The organism is Hymenobacter metallilatus (genome assembly GCF_003944705.1).
GTDB classification, from domain to species: domain Bacteria; phylum Bacteroidota; class Bacteroidia; order Cytophagales; family Hymenobacteraceae; genus Hymenobacter; species Hymenobacter metallilatus.
The window spans coordinates 183,067-197,082 of record NZ_RWIS01000002.1 but is presented as its reverse complement, the minus strand read 5'-3'; the positions used below and the strand labels follow the sequence as shown (position 1 = coordinate 197,082).

General features: G+C 57.4%; 14 protein-coding genes. 6 read left to right on the top strand and 8 right to left on the bottom strand.

All coding sequences use genetic code 11. The annotated features are described in order from the left end of the window. Nucleotides 1-194: 194 nt before the first annotated feature. The 6 genes from EI290_RS04220 (at nt 195) to EI290_RS04195 (ending at nt 5,183) form a co-directional block, all read left to right on the top strand. Entirely contained in the window at nt 195-992 is a 798-nt protein-coding gene (locus EI290_RS04220; protein ID WP_246008846.1) for an alpha/beta fold hydrolase, read from the top strand. A gap of 95 nt (nt 993-1,087) precedes the next feature. Beyond that, nucleotides 1,088-1,351 (top strand): barstar family protein, encoded by a 264-nt coding sequence (locus EI290_RS04215; protein ID WP_125427085.1) that lies wholly within the window; start codon nt 1,088-1,090, stop codon nt 1,349-1,351. A 90-nt stretch (nt 1,352-1,441) separates the two neighbouring features. Beyond that, a complete protein-coding gene (locus EI290_RS04210; RefSeq protein ID WP_125427083.1) occupies nt 1,442-2,446 on the top strand; it encodes a hypothetical protein in 1,005 nt (334 codons plus the stop codon). Nucleotides 2,447-2,584: 138 nt separating this feature from the next. Further along, a complete protein-coding gene (locus tag EI290_RS04205; RefSeq protein ID WP_125427081.1) occupies nt 2,585-3,415 on the top strand; it encodes an alpha/beta fold hydrolase in 831 nt (276 codons plus the stop codon). A gap of 273 nt (nt 3,416-3,688) precedes the next feature. Beyond that, on the top strand, nt 3,689-4,609 hold the full coding sequence (locus EI290_RS04200; protein ID WP_246008845.1) for an SDR family oxidoreductase: 921 nt from the start codon (nt 3,689-3,691) through the stop codon (nt 4,607-4,609). Between the two features lie 163 nt (nt 4,610-4,772). After that, nucleotides 4,773-5,183 (top strand): hypothetical protein, encoded by a 411-nt coding sequence (locus EI290_RS04195; RefSeq protein WP_125427079.1) that lies wholly within the window; start codon nt 4,773-4,775, stop codon nt 5,181-5,183. Between the two features lie 177 nt (nt 5,184-5,360). Here EI290_RS04195 and EI290_RS04190 read toward each other — a convergent pair whose 3' ends face one another. From EI290_RS04190 to EI290_RS04160, 8 genes are all read right to left on the bottom strand, one after another. Beyond that, complete coding sequence (locus EI290_RS04190) at nt 5,361-6,179, bottom strand: enoyl-ACP reductase FabI (protein WP_125427077.1); 819 nt, start codon at nt 6,177-6,179, stop codon at nt 5,361-5,363. A gap of 147 nt (nt 6,180-6,326) precedes the next feature. Then, the gene (recN, locus tag EI290_RS04185; RefSeq protein WP_125427542.1) at nt 6,327-8,000 is read right to left on the bottom strand and encodes a DNA repair protein RecN; all 1,674 of its coding nucleotides are present in this window, start codon (nt 7,998-8,000) and stop codon (nt 6,327-6,329) included. Between the two features lie 383 nt (nt 8,001-8,383). Continuing rightward, nucleotides 8,384-9,307: a type IX secretion system protein PorD gene (porD, locus tag EI290_RS04180; RefSeq protein ID WP_125427075.1), complete on the bottom strand. Its 924-nt coding sequence runs from the start codon at nt 9,305-9,307 to the stop codon at nt 8,384-8,386. Continuing rightward, complete coding sequence (coaBC, locus tag EI290_RS22975) at nt 9,300-9,953, bottom strand: bifunctional phosphopantothenoylcysteine decarboxylase/phosphopantothenate--cysteine ligase CoaBC (RefSeq protein WP_185816841.1); 654 nt, start codon at nt 9,951-9,953, stop codon at nt 9,300-9,302. The genes porD and coaBC overlap by 8 nt, the downstream gene beginning before the upstream one ends. Nucleotides 9,954-10,046: 93 nt before the next feature. After that, nucleotides 10,047-10,628: a flavoprotein gene (locus EI290_RS22970; RefSeq protein WP_394343523.1), complete on the bottom strand. Its 582-nt coding sequence runs from the start codon at nt 10,626-10,628 to the stop codon at nt 10,047-10,049. Between the two features lie 142 nt (nt 10,629-10,770). Next, nucleotides 10,771-11,100: a DNA-directed RNA polymerase subunit omega gene (locus tag EI290_RS04170; protein WP_125427073.1), complete on the bottom strand. Its 330-nt coding sequence runs from the start codon at nt 11,098-11,100 to the stop codon at nt 10,771-10,773. A gap of 131 nt (nt 11,101-11,231) precedes the next feature. After that, a complete protein-coding gene (locus EI290_RS04165; protein WP_125427071.1) occupies nt 11,232-12,056 on the bottom strand; it encodes an outer membrane protein assembly factor BamD in 825 nt (274 codons plus the stop codon). A 160-nt stretch (nt 12,057-12,216) separates the two neighbouring features. Beyond that, a complete protein-coding gene (locus EI290_RS04160) occupies nt 12,217-13,881 on the bottom strand; it encodes an OstA-like protein (RefSeq protein ID WP_246008844.1) in 1,665 nt (554 codons plus the stop codon). Nucleotides 13,882-14,016 lie beyond the last annotated feature (135 nt).

Below are 14,016 nucleotides of genomic sequence, written 5' to 3'. Positions count from 1 at the left end.
TGTTCTGGAACAGGTCGGGCTAATACGAGGCGTCTCATTTTGATATAGTTTTCACTATATTCCATCTATTCAGCCTCCAGTCGCCCACTCCGGGATACGCCGCCGTCCTATTCTAGTAATTACTTGGCTAACAGCGGCCCTTTGTGTATCTACTAGTATCAACTATTCTTTTTCACTTACCACAGCTTACGCCCATGATGGATGTGTTCAAGCGCAATAACGTCCGGATACTAGGACATGGTGCTCACACCCTGGTGTTCGTGAATGGATTTGGCTGCGACCAGACCATCTGGCGCTACCTAACCCCGGCATTTTCGGAGCACTGCCGGCTGGTGCTCTACGACCATGTGGGGTCCGGGCTGTCGGATACGGCTGCCTACGAGCCGGCCCGGTATGCTTCCCTGGATGGATATGCCCTCGATTTGCTCGATATCTGCCAGCAATTAGCCCTGGAGCAGGTTACACTTATCGGGCACTCGGTAGGCGCTATGATTGGCATGTTGGCGGCCATCCGGGAGCCGCACTATTTCCAGCAGCTGCTGTTGCTCTGCCCTTCACCCTGCTACCTGAATGAGGGCGGGTACCACGGCGGGTTTGAGCGCCAGGACCTGGAGCAGCTGCTGAATTTTATGGATACCGATTTTGTGGGCTGGGCCGATTATATCACGCCTTTTATCATGGGCAACCCCGACCGGCCTTCCCTCACGGCGGAGCTGGCGCACAGCTTCTGCCAGAACGACCCGGCCATTGCCCGGCAGTTTGCGCGCCTTACGTTTCTGGGCGACAACCGCGCCGATGTAGCGCAGTGCCACACGCCCTGCTTGTTGGTACAGTGCGCCGAGGATGTAATTGCCCCGCTTGAGGTGGGCGACTACCTGCAGGCCTGCCTGCCCCACGCCCGGCTTATTACCCTGCCCGTGGCCGGGCACTGCCCCCACGTGAGTGCCCCTTCCGAAACCCTGAGCGCATTGGAGAGCTATATGGCAGCCTGAAAGTGGTGGGCTGTCAGGTTGAAGACGGTGACGAGGTGGGCACCACGGCGGCAATTGTAGCGCAAACTGTGTAATTCGCGCTACAGATCTTCGCCATGACTCTCGACCTCACCGGCATTACCAGCAAAGCGGCGCTGCACCAGCTGTTCAAGGAGCAGTTGGGCTTTGCAGAATGGTATGGCCCAAGCTGGGACGCCTTCTGGGATTCGGTGGTGGCCATTGTACCAATGCCGCCCGTACTGATGCTCACGAACTGGGAGGAATTTGCCCGCTGCTGCCCCCGCGACATGGAGATTCTGCGGCGGGTTATCCAGGATTACGCAGAGGAAATGCACCCGAAACAGATTGTGTTGGGCTAAGCAAAGCCGAATATCGTGTGGGCAAGCTCCCGGCGGCGCACCGGTATACGGGAAGGTTTACCTTTAGGCCGCCTAGTTATCTTTTGCCTGATGAAGTACCTTTTGCTCATTCTGCTGCTGAGCAGCAGCTGCGCCGTTTGCGCCCAGAAAGCGCCGTTCACGTTTCGCACCATTCCGCTGCCCCCGGAAATTGCCGATAAAAACAACCAGTTCTCCGGGCTGTACCTGCGCCCCACCGAGCTGCTGCTGCTCTCGGAGAGCCGTCTGCAGGAGCGCGCCGAGGCGAAAGTGTACGGTATCAGCCTTAGCAGTATGGATAACCAGCTGGCCGGGAAGGCGCAGACCGTGGGCTATAAAAAGTACAGCATCCGGGGCCTCGACCAGATAAAGGCCCGCATTGACAGTGCCTGCCAGCTCTACGAGGGCCTGGAGGGACTCACGATGCTGGGCGACGATGCCTATTTTACCATCGAAACCACTACGGCCTCCACCTACTGCTACCTGATTAAGGGTCGGCTGAGCGAAGAAAACGCCACCATCACCCTGGACACCCGCTACCTGGTGCCCCTGCCCAAGCCCGCCCTGACGGACGGTACCCACATTCATAACGCCGGGTTTGAGGCGGCCACGGGCTACAACCAGAGCCTGCTGTTCTTCTTCGAATACAACTACTTCACGCACGACAATGTGGCTTACCGCCTGCCCGCAACGGTAAAGCAACACGATATTCCGCAGGTTGTGCCGGTAGCCCGCCTCCCCTTCCGTGTAACGGATCTGACGTATGAAGGCCAAAACCGTTTCACGGCCATCAATTACTTCTACAACGGGGCCGATGACAGCGTGTACCGCCCCCCCAGCCCCGACCCTAACGCCCGGTTCATCCGGAGCGGCAACAGCTACCAGAACTACTGCCGCCTCATTAGCCTGCGCTACAAAGGCGACAAAGTAACCTGGAAACCGCTCTTTGAACTGCCCCGCGAATACATGACCTATAACTGGGAAGGCCTCGCCGCTTACCGCGGCGGGTATTTTCTGATAAACGACAAGTATGGTCCTTCTGGGCAGTCTACGCTGCTGTATCTGCAGAAGAGGTAACGCAGGGGACAATAAGCCTATACACAAGGGGAGCACGCTGAGGAGCGAATTTGAACGCCGCCAACTTTTTAAGCGGAAACCCGGCCGCATATTTCTTAACTCTGCTTCTTCTTACCAGCTAACTCAACACTCCTGCTGATGCTCCGCGCCTGCCTGCTGCTCCTGCCATTTCTGTTGACCAGCCAATTAGCGCTGGGGCAGCAGGCAATACCCTACGGCCATAATCCTGCCGCTGGCAAGTACGCCACAGTGCGGGGCCTGAAGCTATATTACGAAACCTACGGTACCGGGGCGCCCCTGCTGTTGCTGCACGGCAATGGCGGCAGCAGCCAGGATTTCGCCAAAACCATTCCCTACTTCGCCAAAAAGTACCGCGTAATTGCGCTGGACAGCCGGGCCCACGGCCAATCGGTGGACGCGGGCGATTCGCTGAGCTTTGAGCTGCTGGCCGACGACTGCGCGGCCCTGCTTGCGCACCTGCGCCTCGACTCGGCCTACGTGCTGGGCTGGAGCGATGGGGGCATTACGGCACTGCTGCTGGCGCAGCGCCACCCCGAAAAAGTGAAGCGGCTGGCGGCCACCGGGGCCAATCTCTGGCCCGACTCCACGGCTCTCATGCCCGAGCTGTGGCAGCAAATGCGGCGCGGCTACCAGGAGGGCCGTTCTCAACCGTTTACGGACCCCAAGCGCCGCAACGACTGGAAAGTGTTTCTACTCGACTGGCGGCATCCGCACGTGCCCCTGGCCACACTAGCCCAAATCAAGGCTCCGGCCTTCATCATTGCCGGCGACCGGGACGTAATCCGGCCCGAGCATACGGTGGCCATTTACCAGCACCTGTCCCGCGCCTGGCTGTGGATTGTGCCTAATAGTGGCCACGCCACCCTGCACGAACACGCCGACGTCTTCAACCGCAAAGTGGACGAGTTTTTTCGGGCGAAAATTCCTTTGGGCGCAACACGCTACTAGCAAGCTGGTTGCCTTGTCTTCAGGAGCAGCCGAGAGAAAATCCGGGCTGATTTGGGTGTTGGCTTGTTAAGTAGGCTTCCGCCACCTGTGCGTGGTTATTGTGAAGTTGAAATCTGACTCTATCCCATGGAAAAAACTGCTCTGATAGTAGGGGCAAGCGGTATTATCGGCAGCAACCTGGCCCAGGAGCTGCTGGCGCAGGGCTGACCCACCTACGGGTTAGCCCGCTCGCCCCGTACCGATATCAGCGGCCTGCACCCCGTAGCCGCCGATTTGCTGGACCCCGCCCATCTGGCCGCTGCCTTACGGGGCCTTGCGCCAACTCACGTCTTCATCACCAGCTGGATGCGTCAGGATACTGAGGTTGACAATATCCGCGTGAACCGCCTTATGGTACGTAACCTGCTCGATGCGGTGGCTCCTCAACAATCGGTGCAGCATGTAGCGTTGGTAACAGGGCTCAAGCACTATCTGGGGCCGTTTGAGGCGTATGTAAGCGGGGGCACGCCGCCGCCCACGCCACTGCGCGAGGAGCAGCCCCGCCTGCCACTCGACAATTTTTACTATGCTCAGGAGGATGAGGTGTATGCCGCCGCTGCCCGTGACGGGTTTACCTGGAGCATTCACCGGCCACACACCATCATTGGCAAAGCGGTGGGCAACCTCATGAACCTGGGTACCACCCTGGCCGTGTACGCCAGTATCTGCAAGGAAACCGGCCGGCCTTTCCGCTGGCCCGGCTCACAAGCGCAGTGGCAGGGGCTTTCCGACGTGACGGATGCCCGCATTATTGCCAAACAGCTGCGGTGGGCTGCTACCACCGAAGCTGCTCACAACCAGGCATTCAATATTGTGAATGGAGACGTATTCCGATGGAGCTGGCTGTGGCCCCGGTTAGCCGCCTGGTTTGGGGTAGAGGCCATAGGATTTGATGGCACTGTGCGCCCCCTGGAGGCAGAGCTCAGCACTGATGCGCCCTTGTGGCGCGAAATTGCCCAGCGCCATCAGCTCGCCGAGCCCGATCTGAACCGCCTGGCCTCGCCCTGGCATACCGACCTGGATTTAGGCCGCCCCATCGAAGTAATGACGGACATGGCGAACAGCCGTAAGCGAGGATTCCGGGAATATCAAGCCACCGAAGATTCTTTCTTTGACCTGTTTGAACAGTTGCGCGCCGACCGGCTAATTCCGTAACCTCATGGCGTAGAGCAGGTAAATAGCCGGAAACCTCAGATGCTGCAATTCCATGAGCACGTAGCTGGCTGCCTCTCCACACGTGGTGTGGCGTTGTTTCCCATATTTGCTGCACGGTGCATCTGCTGGCTGCCCGCTCACAGAGCCCCCAATCTGACCTGGAATGACAACCACATTGTTGAAACGCGGCGACGGTAGCGTTTACCTGACCGTAGAACGAAACCGTACTGAGGGCTGGATTCATGCCATCTGGCATGGGCGTCAGACTCTGAGCACAATTATGGATGGCGGCCTCACCTACGTGGATATGCTACGGGAAGAACCGTGCAGCAAGCTGCTCAACGACCACCGCAACCTGCAAGGCGCCTTCACGGAAGCCAACGACTGGATTGAGCAGGTCTGGACGCCTCTGATTATGGGAGCTGGTTTGCGGTACTTCGCCCAGGTGCTTTCCTCCGACATCTTCGGTCAGCTTTCTATTGAAAACCTGCAACTGCGCATTGGCAACCAGCTTCACATGCACATGTTCGACAGCCTGGAAGATGCCCAGAGCTGGCTACGGATGCAGAAGTAAGTTATCTGTCCTGACCAGCAGCCCGCAGGAGCTCGGTCAGGGAAATCAAACTATCTGCCTGCATTCCTTTGCCAAAGACACTGGGTGGGAAGTGGACAACACCCCGCCGCCTGCCCAGCAAACACAACGCCCAGCCAAACCGGCCGGGCGTTGTGGTGTAACCGAAAGCGGAAAAGCCTACGAATTGGCGTTGGTAATCAGCTCCACTAGTTCCTCTGAGATGCCGGTAGTGCTGAAGCCGCCGTCGTGCATCAGGTTCTGCATGGTCACGTAGCGGGTCAGGTCCGAGAACAGCGAGATGCAGTAGTCGGCGCAGGCTTCGGCCGGGGCGTTGCCCAGGGGCGAAAGACGGTTAGCATACTCGTAGAACGCATCAAAGCCGCTGATACCGGTACCGGCCGTGGTTTTGGTAGGCGACTGGCTGATGGTATTCACCCGCACCTTCTTGAGTTTACCAAGACGCTGTCCGTAGCTGCGGGCAATGCTTTCCAGCATAGCCTTGGCCTGCGACATGTCGGTGTAGTCGAGGAAGGCACGCTGGGCGGCAATGTAGCTCAGGGCTACGGCCGAGCCCCACTCGTTGAAGGCGTCCTGCTTTTCGGCTACCGCTAGCATCTTGTGGAACGACAGCGCCGATACGTCCAGGGTTTTCTGGTACCACTCATAGTTCAGCTCGCCGTAGTGCTTGCCCTTGCGGATGTTGGCACTCATGCCAATGCTGTGCAGCACGAAATCGAGCTTGCCGCCGAGGTGCTCCTGTGCCCCGCTGAACAGCTTCTCCAAGTCTTCCATGGAAGTAGCATCGGCCGGAATGATGGGCGCGTTGCACTGCTCCGAGAGCTTGTTGATTTCGCCCATGCGCATGGCCAGAGGGGCGTTGGTGAGCACAAAGCGGGCTCCTTCGGCGTGGGCCTTCAGGGCTACTTTCCAAGCAATGGATTCTTCGTTCAGCGCACCGGATATAATACCGACTTTGCCCGCGAGTAGATTTGCCATATGGTGAAGTTGTGAAATGGTGAAGTTGTGAGGCGCAGACGTCGTTTTATAGTGCGTCCGGCAACTCCTTCATGCGTGGATTTGTGGTTGAAAGCGCCAAGTTAGCCATTCACCAACTCACAATTTCACAACTTCATAATTTCACTTCTACCCCGCCATTTCCACCCCGCGCAGGGCCAGGAGCTCCCGGGCACTCTGGTAAGCGTTCTGGCTGGGGTTAGCCCCGGAAATCATCTGAGCTATTTCGTGTACCCGCTCGTCCTGGCTGAGTTGGCGGATGCGGCTCACGGTGCGGTCGGCACGGTCTTCCTTGTACACGAAGTAGTGGGCGTCGCCGGCGGCAGCCATCTGGGGCAGGTGGCTAATGGTGATAAGCTGGTGCTTTTTGGCCATTTGCTGCATCATGCGTCCCACTTTCACGGCAATTTCCCCGCTGATACCGGTATCTATTTCGTCGAATACAATGGTAGGAAGAGCGGTTTTATCGGCCAGCATATACTTGATGCTCAGCATCAGTCGGGAAAATTCGCCCCCCGAGGCCGATTTGCTCAGCGTTTGGGGCTGGGCACCCTTGTTGGCCGAAAACAGAATACTGACCACATCGATGCCACTGGCTGCCGGGGCGCTTTCCTGGTGCTGCACCACAATGCGGGAGTGCGGCATACCCAGATCCGTGAGCAGAGAGGCCAGCTCTTTCTCAAACCGGGGGAACACTTTGCGGCGGGCCTCCGAAAGGCGGGCCGCCTGCTTGCGGATGGCAGCCAGACTAGCCTCTACCTCCCGGCGCAAACGGGTAATCTGCTTGTCCAGGTTGAGCACGGAGCCTACTTTATCGCGCAGGTCGGCGCGCACGGCCAGCAGGGCTACCACGTCGCGCACCTGGTGTTTGCGCTGCAGGCTATAAAGTACGTTCAGGCGGCTTTGCAGCTCATCAATACGGGCCGGGTCGCCCTCGGTGCGCCGCTCTACGGCCTCAATTTCGTCGGCAATATCGTGCAACTCAATCAGGCAGCTATCCAAGCGGGTTTTCAACTCCCGCACCGGCTCCGAGTACGCCGCCACCTGACCGAGCATAGAGGCGGCATCCTTCAGGGCGCTGGTAGCGCAGTACTCCCCTTCCGACAGGCCCTGCAAAGCATGGGTTAGTTTGAACTTGATTTCCTCGGCGTGCTCCAGCTCCTTCACTTCCTGCTCCAACTCATCCTGCTGCTCATTATCCAGGCTGGCTTCTTCCAGCTCGTTCAGCAGAAAGCTGTGGTAATCCAACTCCTTGTTAGCCTGGGCTACCTGGTCCTCCAAAGCTTTCAAATCAGCTTCCTGCTTGCGGTATTGCCGGTAGGCATTGCTATACTGCCCACGCAGGGGCACCAGGCCGGCATATAAATCCAGCAGGTTAAGCTGAAACACGGTGTCCCCGAGCAGCAGCGTATCGTGCTGGGAATGAATATCCATCAGGTTGGCCCCAATGTGGCGCAGAGTTTCCAGCGTTACGGGCGTATCATTGATAAAGGCCCGGCTTTTGCCGGCCGGACTAATTTCCCGGCGCAGGATGCATTGCTGGTCGTAATCCAGATCCTCAGCCTCAAAAATATCCTGCAGCTGGTAGCTACGAATGTCGAAATGCCCCTCTATCACGCATTTCTTGTCCGTATCGAAGAGCATACGCGAGTCGGCGCGGTTGCCGAGCAGCAGGCCGATGGCCCCCAGCATAATGGATTTACCGGCTCCCGTTTCGCCGGTAATGATGTTCAGCAGCGCCGACGGCCGCAGCTCTAATTTCTCAATCAGAGCGTAATTCTGAATTCGCAGATCAACCAGCATATCAAACCACATGAAGGCCGGTGCGCCGGCCGTAGCTGCCAAAATAACACGGCTACGGGCCTGCCTGCAACGAGCAAGTCTAGTAGCTTTAGCAAAGCTACTAGTTCATTTAGTTAAATGCCAATTAATTTTGCTTCCAGAGCTTAACCAACCGGAACAGCACCCTTCGCCTTTCTAAAGTGGGCCCGTTTGCAAAGCCCATGGGAAGGAAAATGCGGAAAATTGTCCTTGCTAGAAAAGCAACCAGCACCTGCCGTACGACAGGTACTGGCTGGAATGTGAGTAGTTCTGCAAACCCGGGCGCGTGGGCAGTTGGCCAAATGCACTACCCGAGGCGGTCCATACAGCGCAGGATACCGGACCTGTGCCGCAAAAACCCGGACTTAGGGCTGCCGCAGGATGGTCTGATAGCGGGCCGCATTGGTGGGGTCTACTTCGGTAAGCAGGGTAGCCACCTGAGTTTTCTGCTCCTGGTTGGGACTGGTACGAAACACGTTGGAAATTTCCTCGGCCTTGGTAGTGAAAAATGCGCGGGCCAGCAACGTACCAGGCCGGCGCTGCACCGCCTGCTGCACTCCCTGCAAAGCCGTAGCAATGCTGGTGCGGGCTTCTTCGGGCTTCGTGATAAATATGTCCATCCCCTGCCGGTAGTAGGCATACACGGCACTCCGGAATGCCTCCAGCTGCGGATCCTGCAGGTTATTGAGCAGCCAGTACCGGTTACCGTTGTTGGTATCCTTCCACCCTTCGTCGGCTTCGTTGGTAATATTCTGCGACGCCGCATTTACCAGCACGGTACGGGCCTTATCGTAGTACGGGGAGCCGCTCAGGGGCGAGAAGCTGTCCTGATCCATACCAATGATGATGTAGGCATAAAAAGTGAGCAACGACGACAGATTCCCCACAAAAGTGGTTTCAGAGTAGTCAATCGGGTTTTGGGGCGAGTAGTTGAATACCCAGCCCCGGTCGGCGAAGCTCAGTAGGTTGGTTTCGTAGCCGGTGCCATAAACCGGCCGCGTACTCAGTACGCGCACCGTGGCCTCGTAGGTACCATTCTGGGGAATTTTGGTGATGCCCACGAATACCTTGCAGCGGATTTTTTCCTCCGGCCGGTACGTCTGGCCGGAAAAAGCGCGCGTGTTCAGAAACGTCTGCATGTCGTTGCGCATCTGCTGCACCAGCTGCCGGTCCGATATGGTTACGTTTTCGGTCGATACCGTCACTTCGGCCTGCAGCTCCTGGGCCTGCGCCGGGCTGGTCAGCGCCAGCACCATCGGTACCACCAGCAACGAAAAGAGTTTACGCATGAGAATGGGGCAATCGGGATAATACGGCCTGTACAATATCACGAGCCACTTCGGCCTTGGCTTTCAGGTCGAAGGTAGCTATTCGGCCATCAGCTTCCAGCAGCGTTATTTTGTTGGTATCGTGGCGAAAACCGGCTCCGGCATCACGCAGGGAGTTCAGCACCACCATATCAAAGTTTTTGCGCCGCAGCTTATCCAGGGCATGGGCTTGCTCGTTCTCCGTTTCCAACGCAAAACCCACCGAAAATTGTTCGGGCCGCTTACTTTTCCCTAGCTCGGCGGCAATATCCACGTTCTTTACCAGCTCCAGCGTCAGAGTGTCGCCGGCCTTTTTGATCTTCTGCTCCGCCACCTGGGCCGGACGGTAATCGGCCACGGCGGCAGCAAACACCCACACATCGGCAGCGGGTGCCACGGCCACAGCGGCCTGGTACATCTCCTGAGCCGTTTGCACCCGCACCGTCCGGATGGCCGGGCTAGCCGGATCGGGCAGGTTGGTCGGCCCGCTGATGAGCGTCACCTCCGCCCCCCGCGCCGCAAAGGTTTCGGCCAGCGCGTAACCCATTTTGCCGGTGCTATGGTTGCCGATAAACCGCACCGGATCCAGGGGCTCGTAGGTGGGGCCAGCAGTGATGAGGACGCGCATCTGCTTCAATTAAACCGTGAGAATTAAAAAAGTATGAATTGATTGGCGGCGCAAGAGAGGCCGATGCAGAACTCAGCTGCACGTTTTCAATTTCTACTTCTCAATTCCTACTTCAAAAAACCGCTCCAGCTCCCGCACAATATCCTCCGGCTCCAACATGCGGCCGGGGCCACTAAGGCCGCTGGCCAGCTCACCGGCCGGCGAATCCCAGACGGTGTTGCCGTAGGCACGCAGCAGTTGCAGGTTGTGCTGGGTGGCGGGGTGCTGGTACATGTCCAGGTCCATGGCGGGGGCTACAAACACCGGGCAGCGGGCCGAGAGGTACACGGCATCCAGCAGCGTGTTGCAGAGGCCATGGGCAAAATGGGCCAACGAATTAGCGGAAGCGGGTGCCACTACCAGCGCATCGGCCCAGAGGCCCAGGTGTACGTGGTTATGCCACTCGCCGGCCCGCTCATCCTTCACAAACCCCTGCAAAACCGGGTTTTTCGACAAGGTGCCCAGCGTGAGCGGCGTCACGAAAGCCGTGGCCGACGGCGTCAGGACCACCTGCACCTCGGCGCCGGCCTGCACCAGCAGGCGCACCAGCAACGCCGATTTATAGGCGGCAATACTACCGCAGACACCGACTAGAATTTTTCTGCCCTTAACCACGGAGTAAACAGCTGTGTGCAAGTAAAAAGATACCCGTTGGCCCGGCGCTGACATGCAACATGCAGCGCCGGGCAACACAGCCGGCACCAGCAGTAACGTGCGCTACTACCTCGGCCAGCAGCTTTGCCCAACGCTGCATGATGTGCTGGTGCAGGCCGACTGACTAGCCTTTCAGCTCGTCCTCAGCGGGAGTACTGAAATGTACTTTGCCTTCCAGAAACTCCTCTACGGCCAGGTTGGTGGGCTTGGGCAGCCGCTCGTAGTGCTTGGAAATTTCGATTTGCTCCCGGTTCTCAAACACCTCTTCCAGGTTGTCGACGGTGGTAGCAAACTCGGCCAGCTTGCCGTTCAGCTCTTCTTTCAGCTTCACGGAAATCTGGTTGGCGCGCTTGGAAATGATGGCAATGCTTTCGTACACGTTGCCGGTTTCAGCGGTGAAATCCGACATGTTGCGAGTTACAATGGAAGCAGGAACGTTGTTCGGAGTCTTCATGGACAAATGTGTTGAGAATGTGCAGAATGTAGGAATACGGTGAGTATGCAGTACTGGAACATATACGGCCTGTTACCCGAGCCGCATGTTCCACGTTTTTACAGTACACCCTCCGTATTCACGCTAAATTTTTATTTCGCGGCGGTAGTTTCGGGCTTCAGCTTGGCCACCGCGTCGCGGGATTGGTCGTACATCCGCTCGGCGTCCTTCAGGTTTTTGCTTTGCGGGAAAGCGTCGATGAAGTTCTGGTAGAAGGCAATGGCCTCCAGGTATCGTTCCCGCTGCTTTTCCTCCACGCTTTCCGTTGCCAGATCAAACTGGGCACTAAGCTTCAGGAAAGCCGCCTGCTCGCCGTAAGCAGATGCCGGGTACTGCTGTTGAAATCCGGTAAAAGCCGTTACAGCCGACTGGTAATAGCGCAAATCGTAGTAGAGACGAGCGGAGCGGAAGGCCTTGTTTTCCAGTTTTTTCTGCAGCTCCTGCGACATACCTTCCGTTTCGGGGCGGTACTTGCTTTCGGGAAAACGGTTGAGAAAATCCTGAATTACCTCCAGCGCCGTAAACGTGTTGGTCTGGTCCAGCTGGTAGTCGGGGGAGTCGCGGAACAACGATTTGGCCTGCATAAAGGCCGATTCCTCGGCGTACTGCGAGTTCGGATAGGTCTCGTAGAACGTTTTGAAGTAGTAGGCGCTCAGGGTGTAGTTTCGCTGCTGAAAGTTGGTATTGGCGAAATAGAATTGCGCTTTTTCCGACTCCGGACGGCCCTTCAACAGCGGAATCAACTCTTCCAGCAGCGTACCGGCCTTAAAGTAGTCGCCCTTTTCGTAGTACTGAATGGCAGCTTCATACTTCTTGTTCACATCGGTGCTCTTCAGCAGCTTTTGGTAGCCGGTGCAGGAGCCCAATAGCAAGATGCTCAGGAACAGAATAAGAAAGGCAGGACGGAAAGACAGCATAAGGGCGCAAAGGTAAGAAGAATCGGTGAGGCAAATTTGGTATTGATTAGAAAGGGAATACAACCATCACTCCGCGCAAACAGAACGTCATTTCGCGCATAAAGCGGCAGGAGGAATCTGGCGTGTGCCCCCGGATTCCCCTGCCGTCGGAATGACAATGTTATTTCTTCACAGATTTAGGAGCGGTTCGGGGTTTAGCCGCCGGCTTTTTTGGCGCGGCTTTTTTGGTGGTCGTTGATTTTTTGGTAGTCGTAGCTTTCTTGACGGGAGCCGCTTTCTTCTTTGCCTTGGCGGGCAGCGCGAAATGCTTACCTAACGTCTGGCGGCGGTTAGGGCGTTCCGCGGCGCGCCAGCGGAAACCCGTGAGTTTGGCATCTTCGGCTTTTAGGTCGTTGGGCGGAATAAACTGGGCCTCAGGGTTGGTAAGGAAGCTGATGGTGTTAAGCTTGCCCTCCTGAAACCGCAGGGCCATGGTGGCCGAGAGGCTTTTATTCACGCCCGACACGGCCGTGTCGCCCTCAAGAGCATAGTAGAGGCTCTCGGCGTTGCCAAGCACATCAATTTTTTTGATGGATTTGTCGCGGAAGTAGGCCACCATGTTGCGGCCCTTCACCTGGTTGAAGTTCAGCAGCGTATCCTGTCCGATGCTGAAAGCGTGGCCGAACAGGCGCATCTGGTCAATCTGGCCGCGGCGCTGCTGAATCTCCATGGAGTCGGCGGTGAGCTGGTTGCCCTTGTTCCAGAGCACCGGGTCGTGGCTGAGGTAGATAACGGAATCCTGCCGGTCGTAGGTGAGCGAGTCGCAGCGGCCCTGCAGGTCAGCGCGGAAGATGCGGACTTTGCGGTAAGCGTAAATCACGCCGGCCTTGTTCTGGGGCGGGCGGCCCTCCACGCTCACCAGCGTATCGGCCGAGAGGTAGAGGGTATCCTTGTCCGAGATATTGCGCATCACGGGCTGGCTGCCGTACACCTTGGCCCGGCCCTGGGCCCGCCAGTACCGTCCCACGTCGCCCCGAATTACCAGATTATCCTTCTTCGAGGTCATGGACACGCGGCCGGTAGCCACCCCGTACTGCCGGGCTTCGTCGTAGTACAGCTTATCCCCGCCCAGCAGGTAGTTGGGCGTTTCGATTTTAGCGTTGCGGGCGAAGTTGGAAATCTTGGTAACGGTGTTGTAGTTCCCGTTTTCGGCGTAGAGGTTGCCTTGCTTGCCCTTGATGCGGGTAGGCCCAAAGAAGTAGGCAATCTTGCTGACGGTGTTGTACTGCAGCGTATCGGTGTCGATGGTATTTTCCTTGGTAATCAGCTTCACGTTGCGCTTGAAGCTGAACACCTTGCTCTGGGTATTGTAGTACCCAAACTGGCTGTCGAGCGTGTTTTCGGGGTCCTGGAGGTGGCCGCCGGTGCTATAGTAGGCCAGGTTGCTGTTCAGGTCGTAGTCGAGCAGTTGGGTGGTGAGGGTCATGCGTGGGTCGCGCATGGTTACGTTGCCGGTCATGCGGGCCTTGCGGGTGTCGCCGTCATAGGTGCCCCGGTCGCCGGTAATGGTGATGGTATCGTTCTGGATGATGCGCACGTTGCTGAATGCCTCCAGGGCGTTGCGCTCGGTGTATTGGTAGGCCGAGTCGCAGTAAAGTAGCGTGGTGCCCTGGCGGAAGCTCACGTTGCCAATCAGCTTGCGGATTTCCACCCCGTTAAAATCACCGCCCTGCAATTCTGAGGCGGTCAACAGCTCAATCTGCTGCCCTTTCTGGGGTGTGGGCTGATTTGTGGGCCGGGCGGCCGGGCGCTGCTGGGCCCAGCCCAGAACCGGCAGAAGCAGCAACAGCAGAAGAAAAAGAGGCTTCGGGAACGACATTTCGGCGCAAAGGTACAGAAGGGCCGTTGCTAACGGTTTTCTTTGTGAGGTAGTACAGGTCTTCTGTTTAGTGCTAAGGCTAGCTCCCCTCCTTGGAAAGGA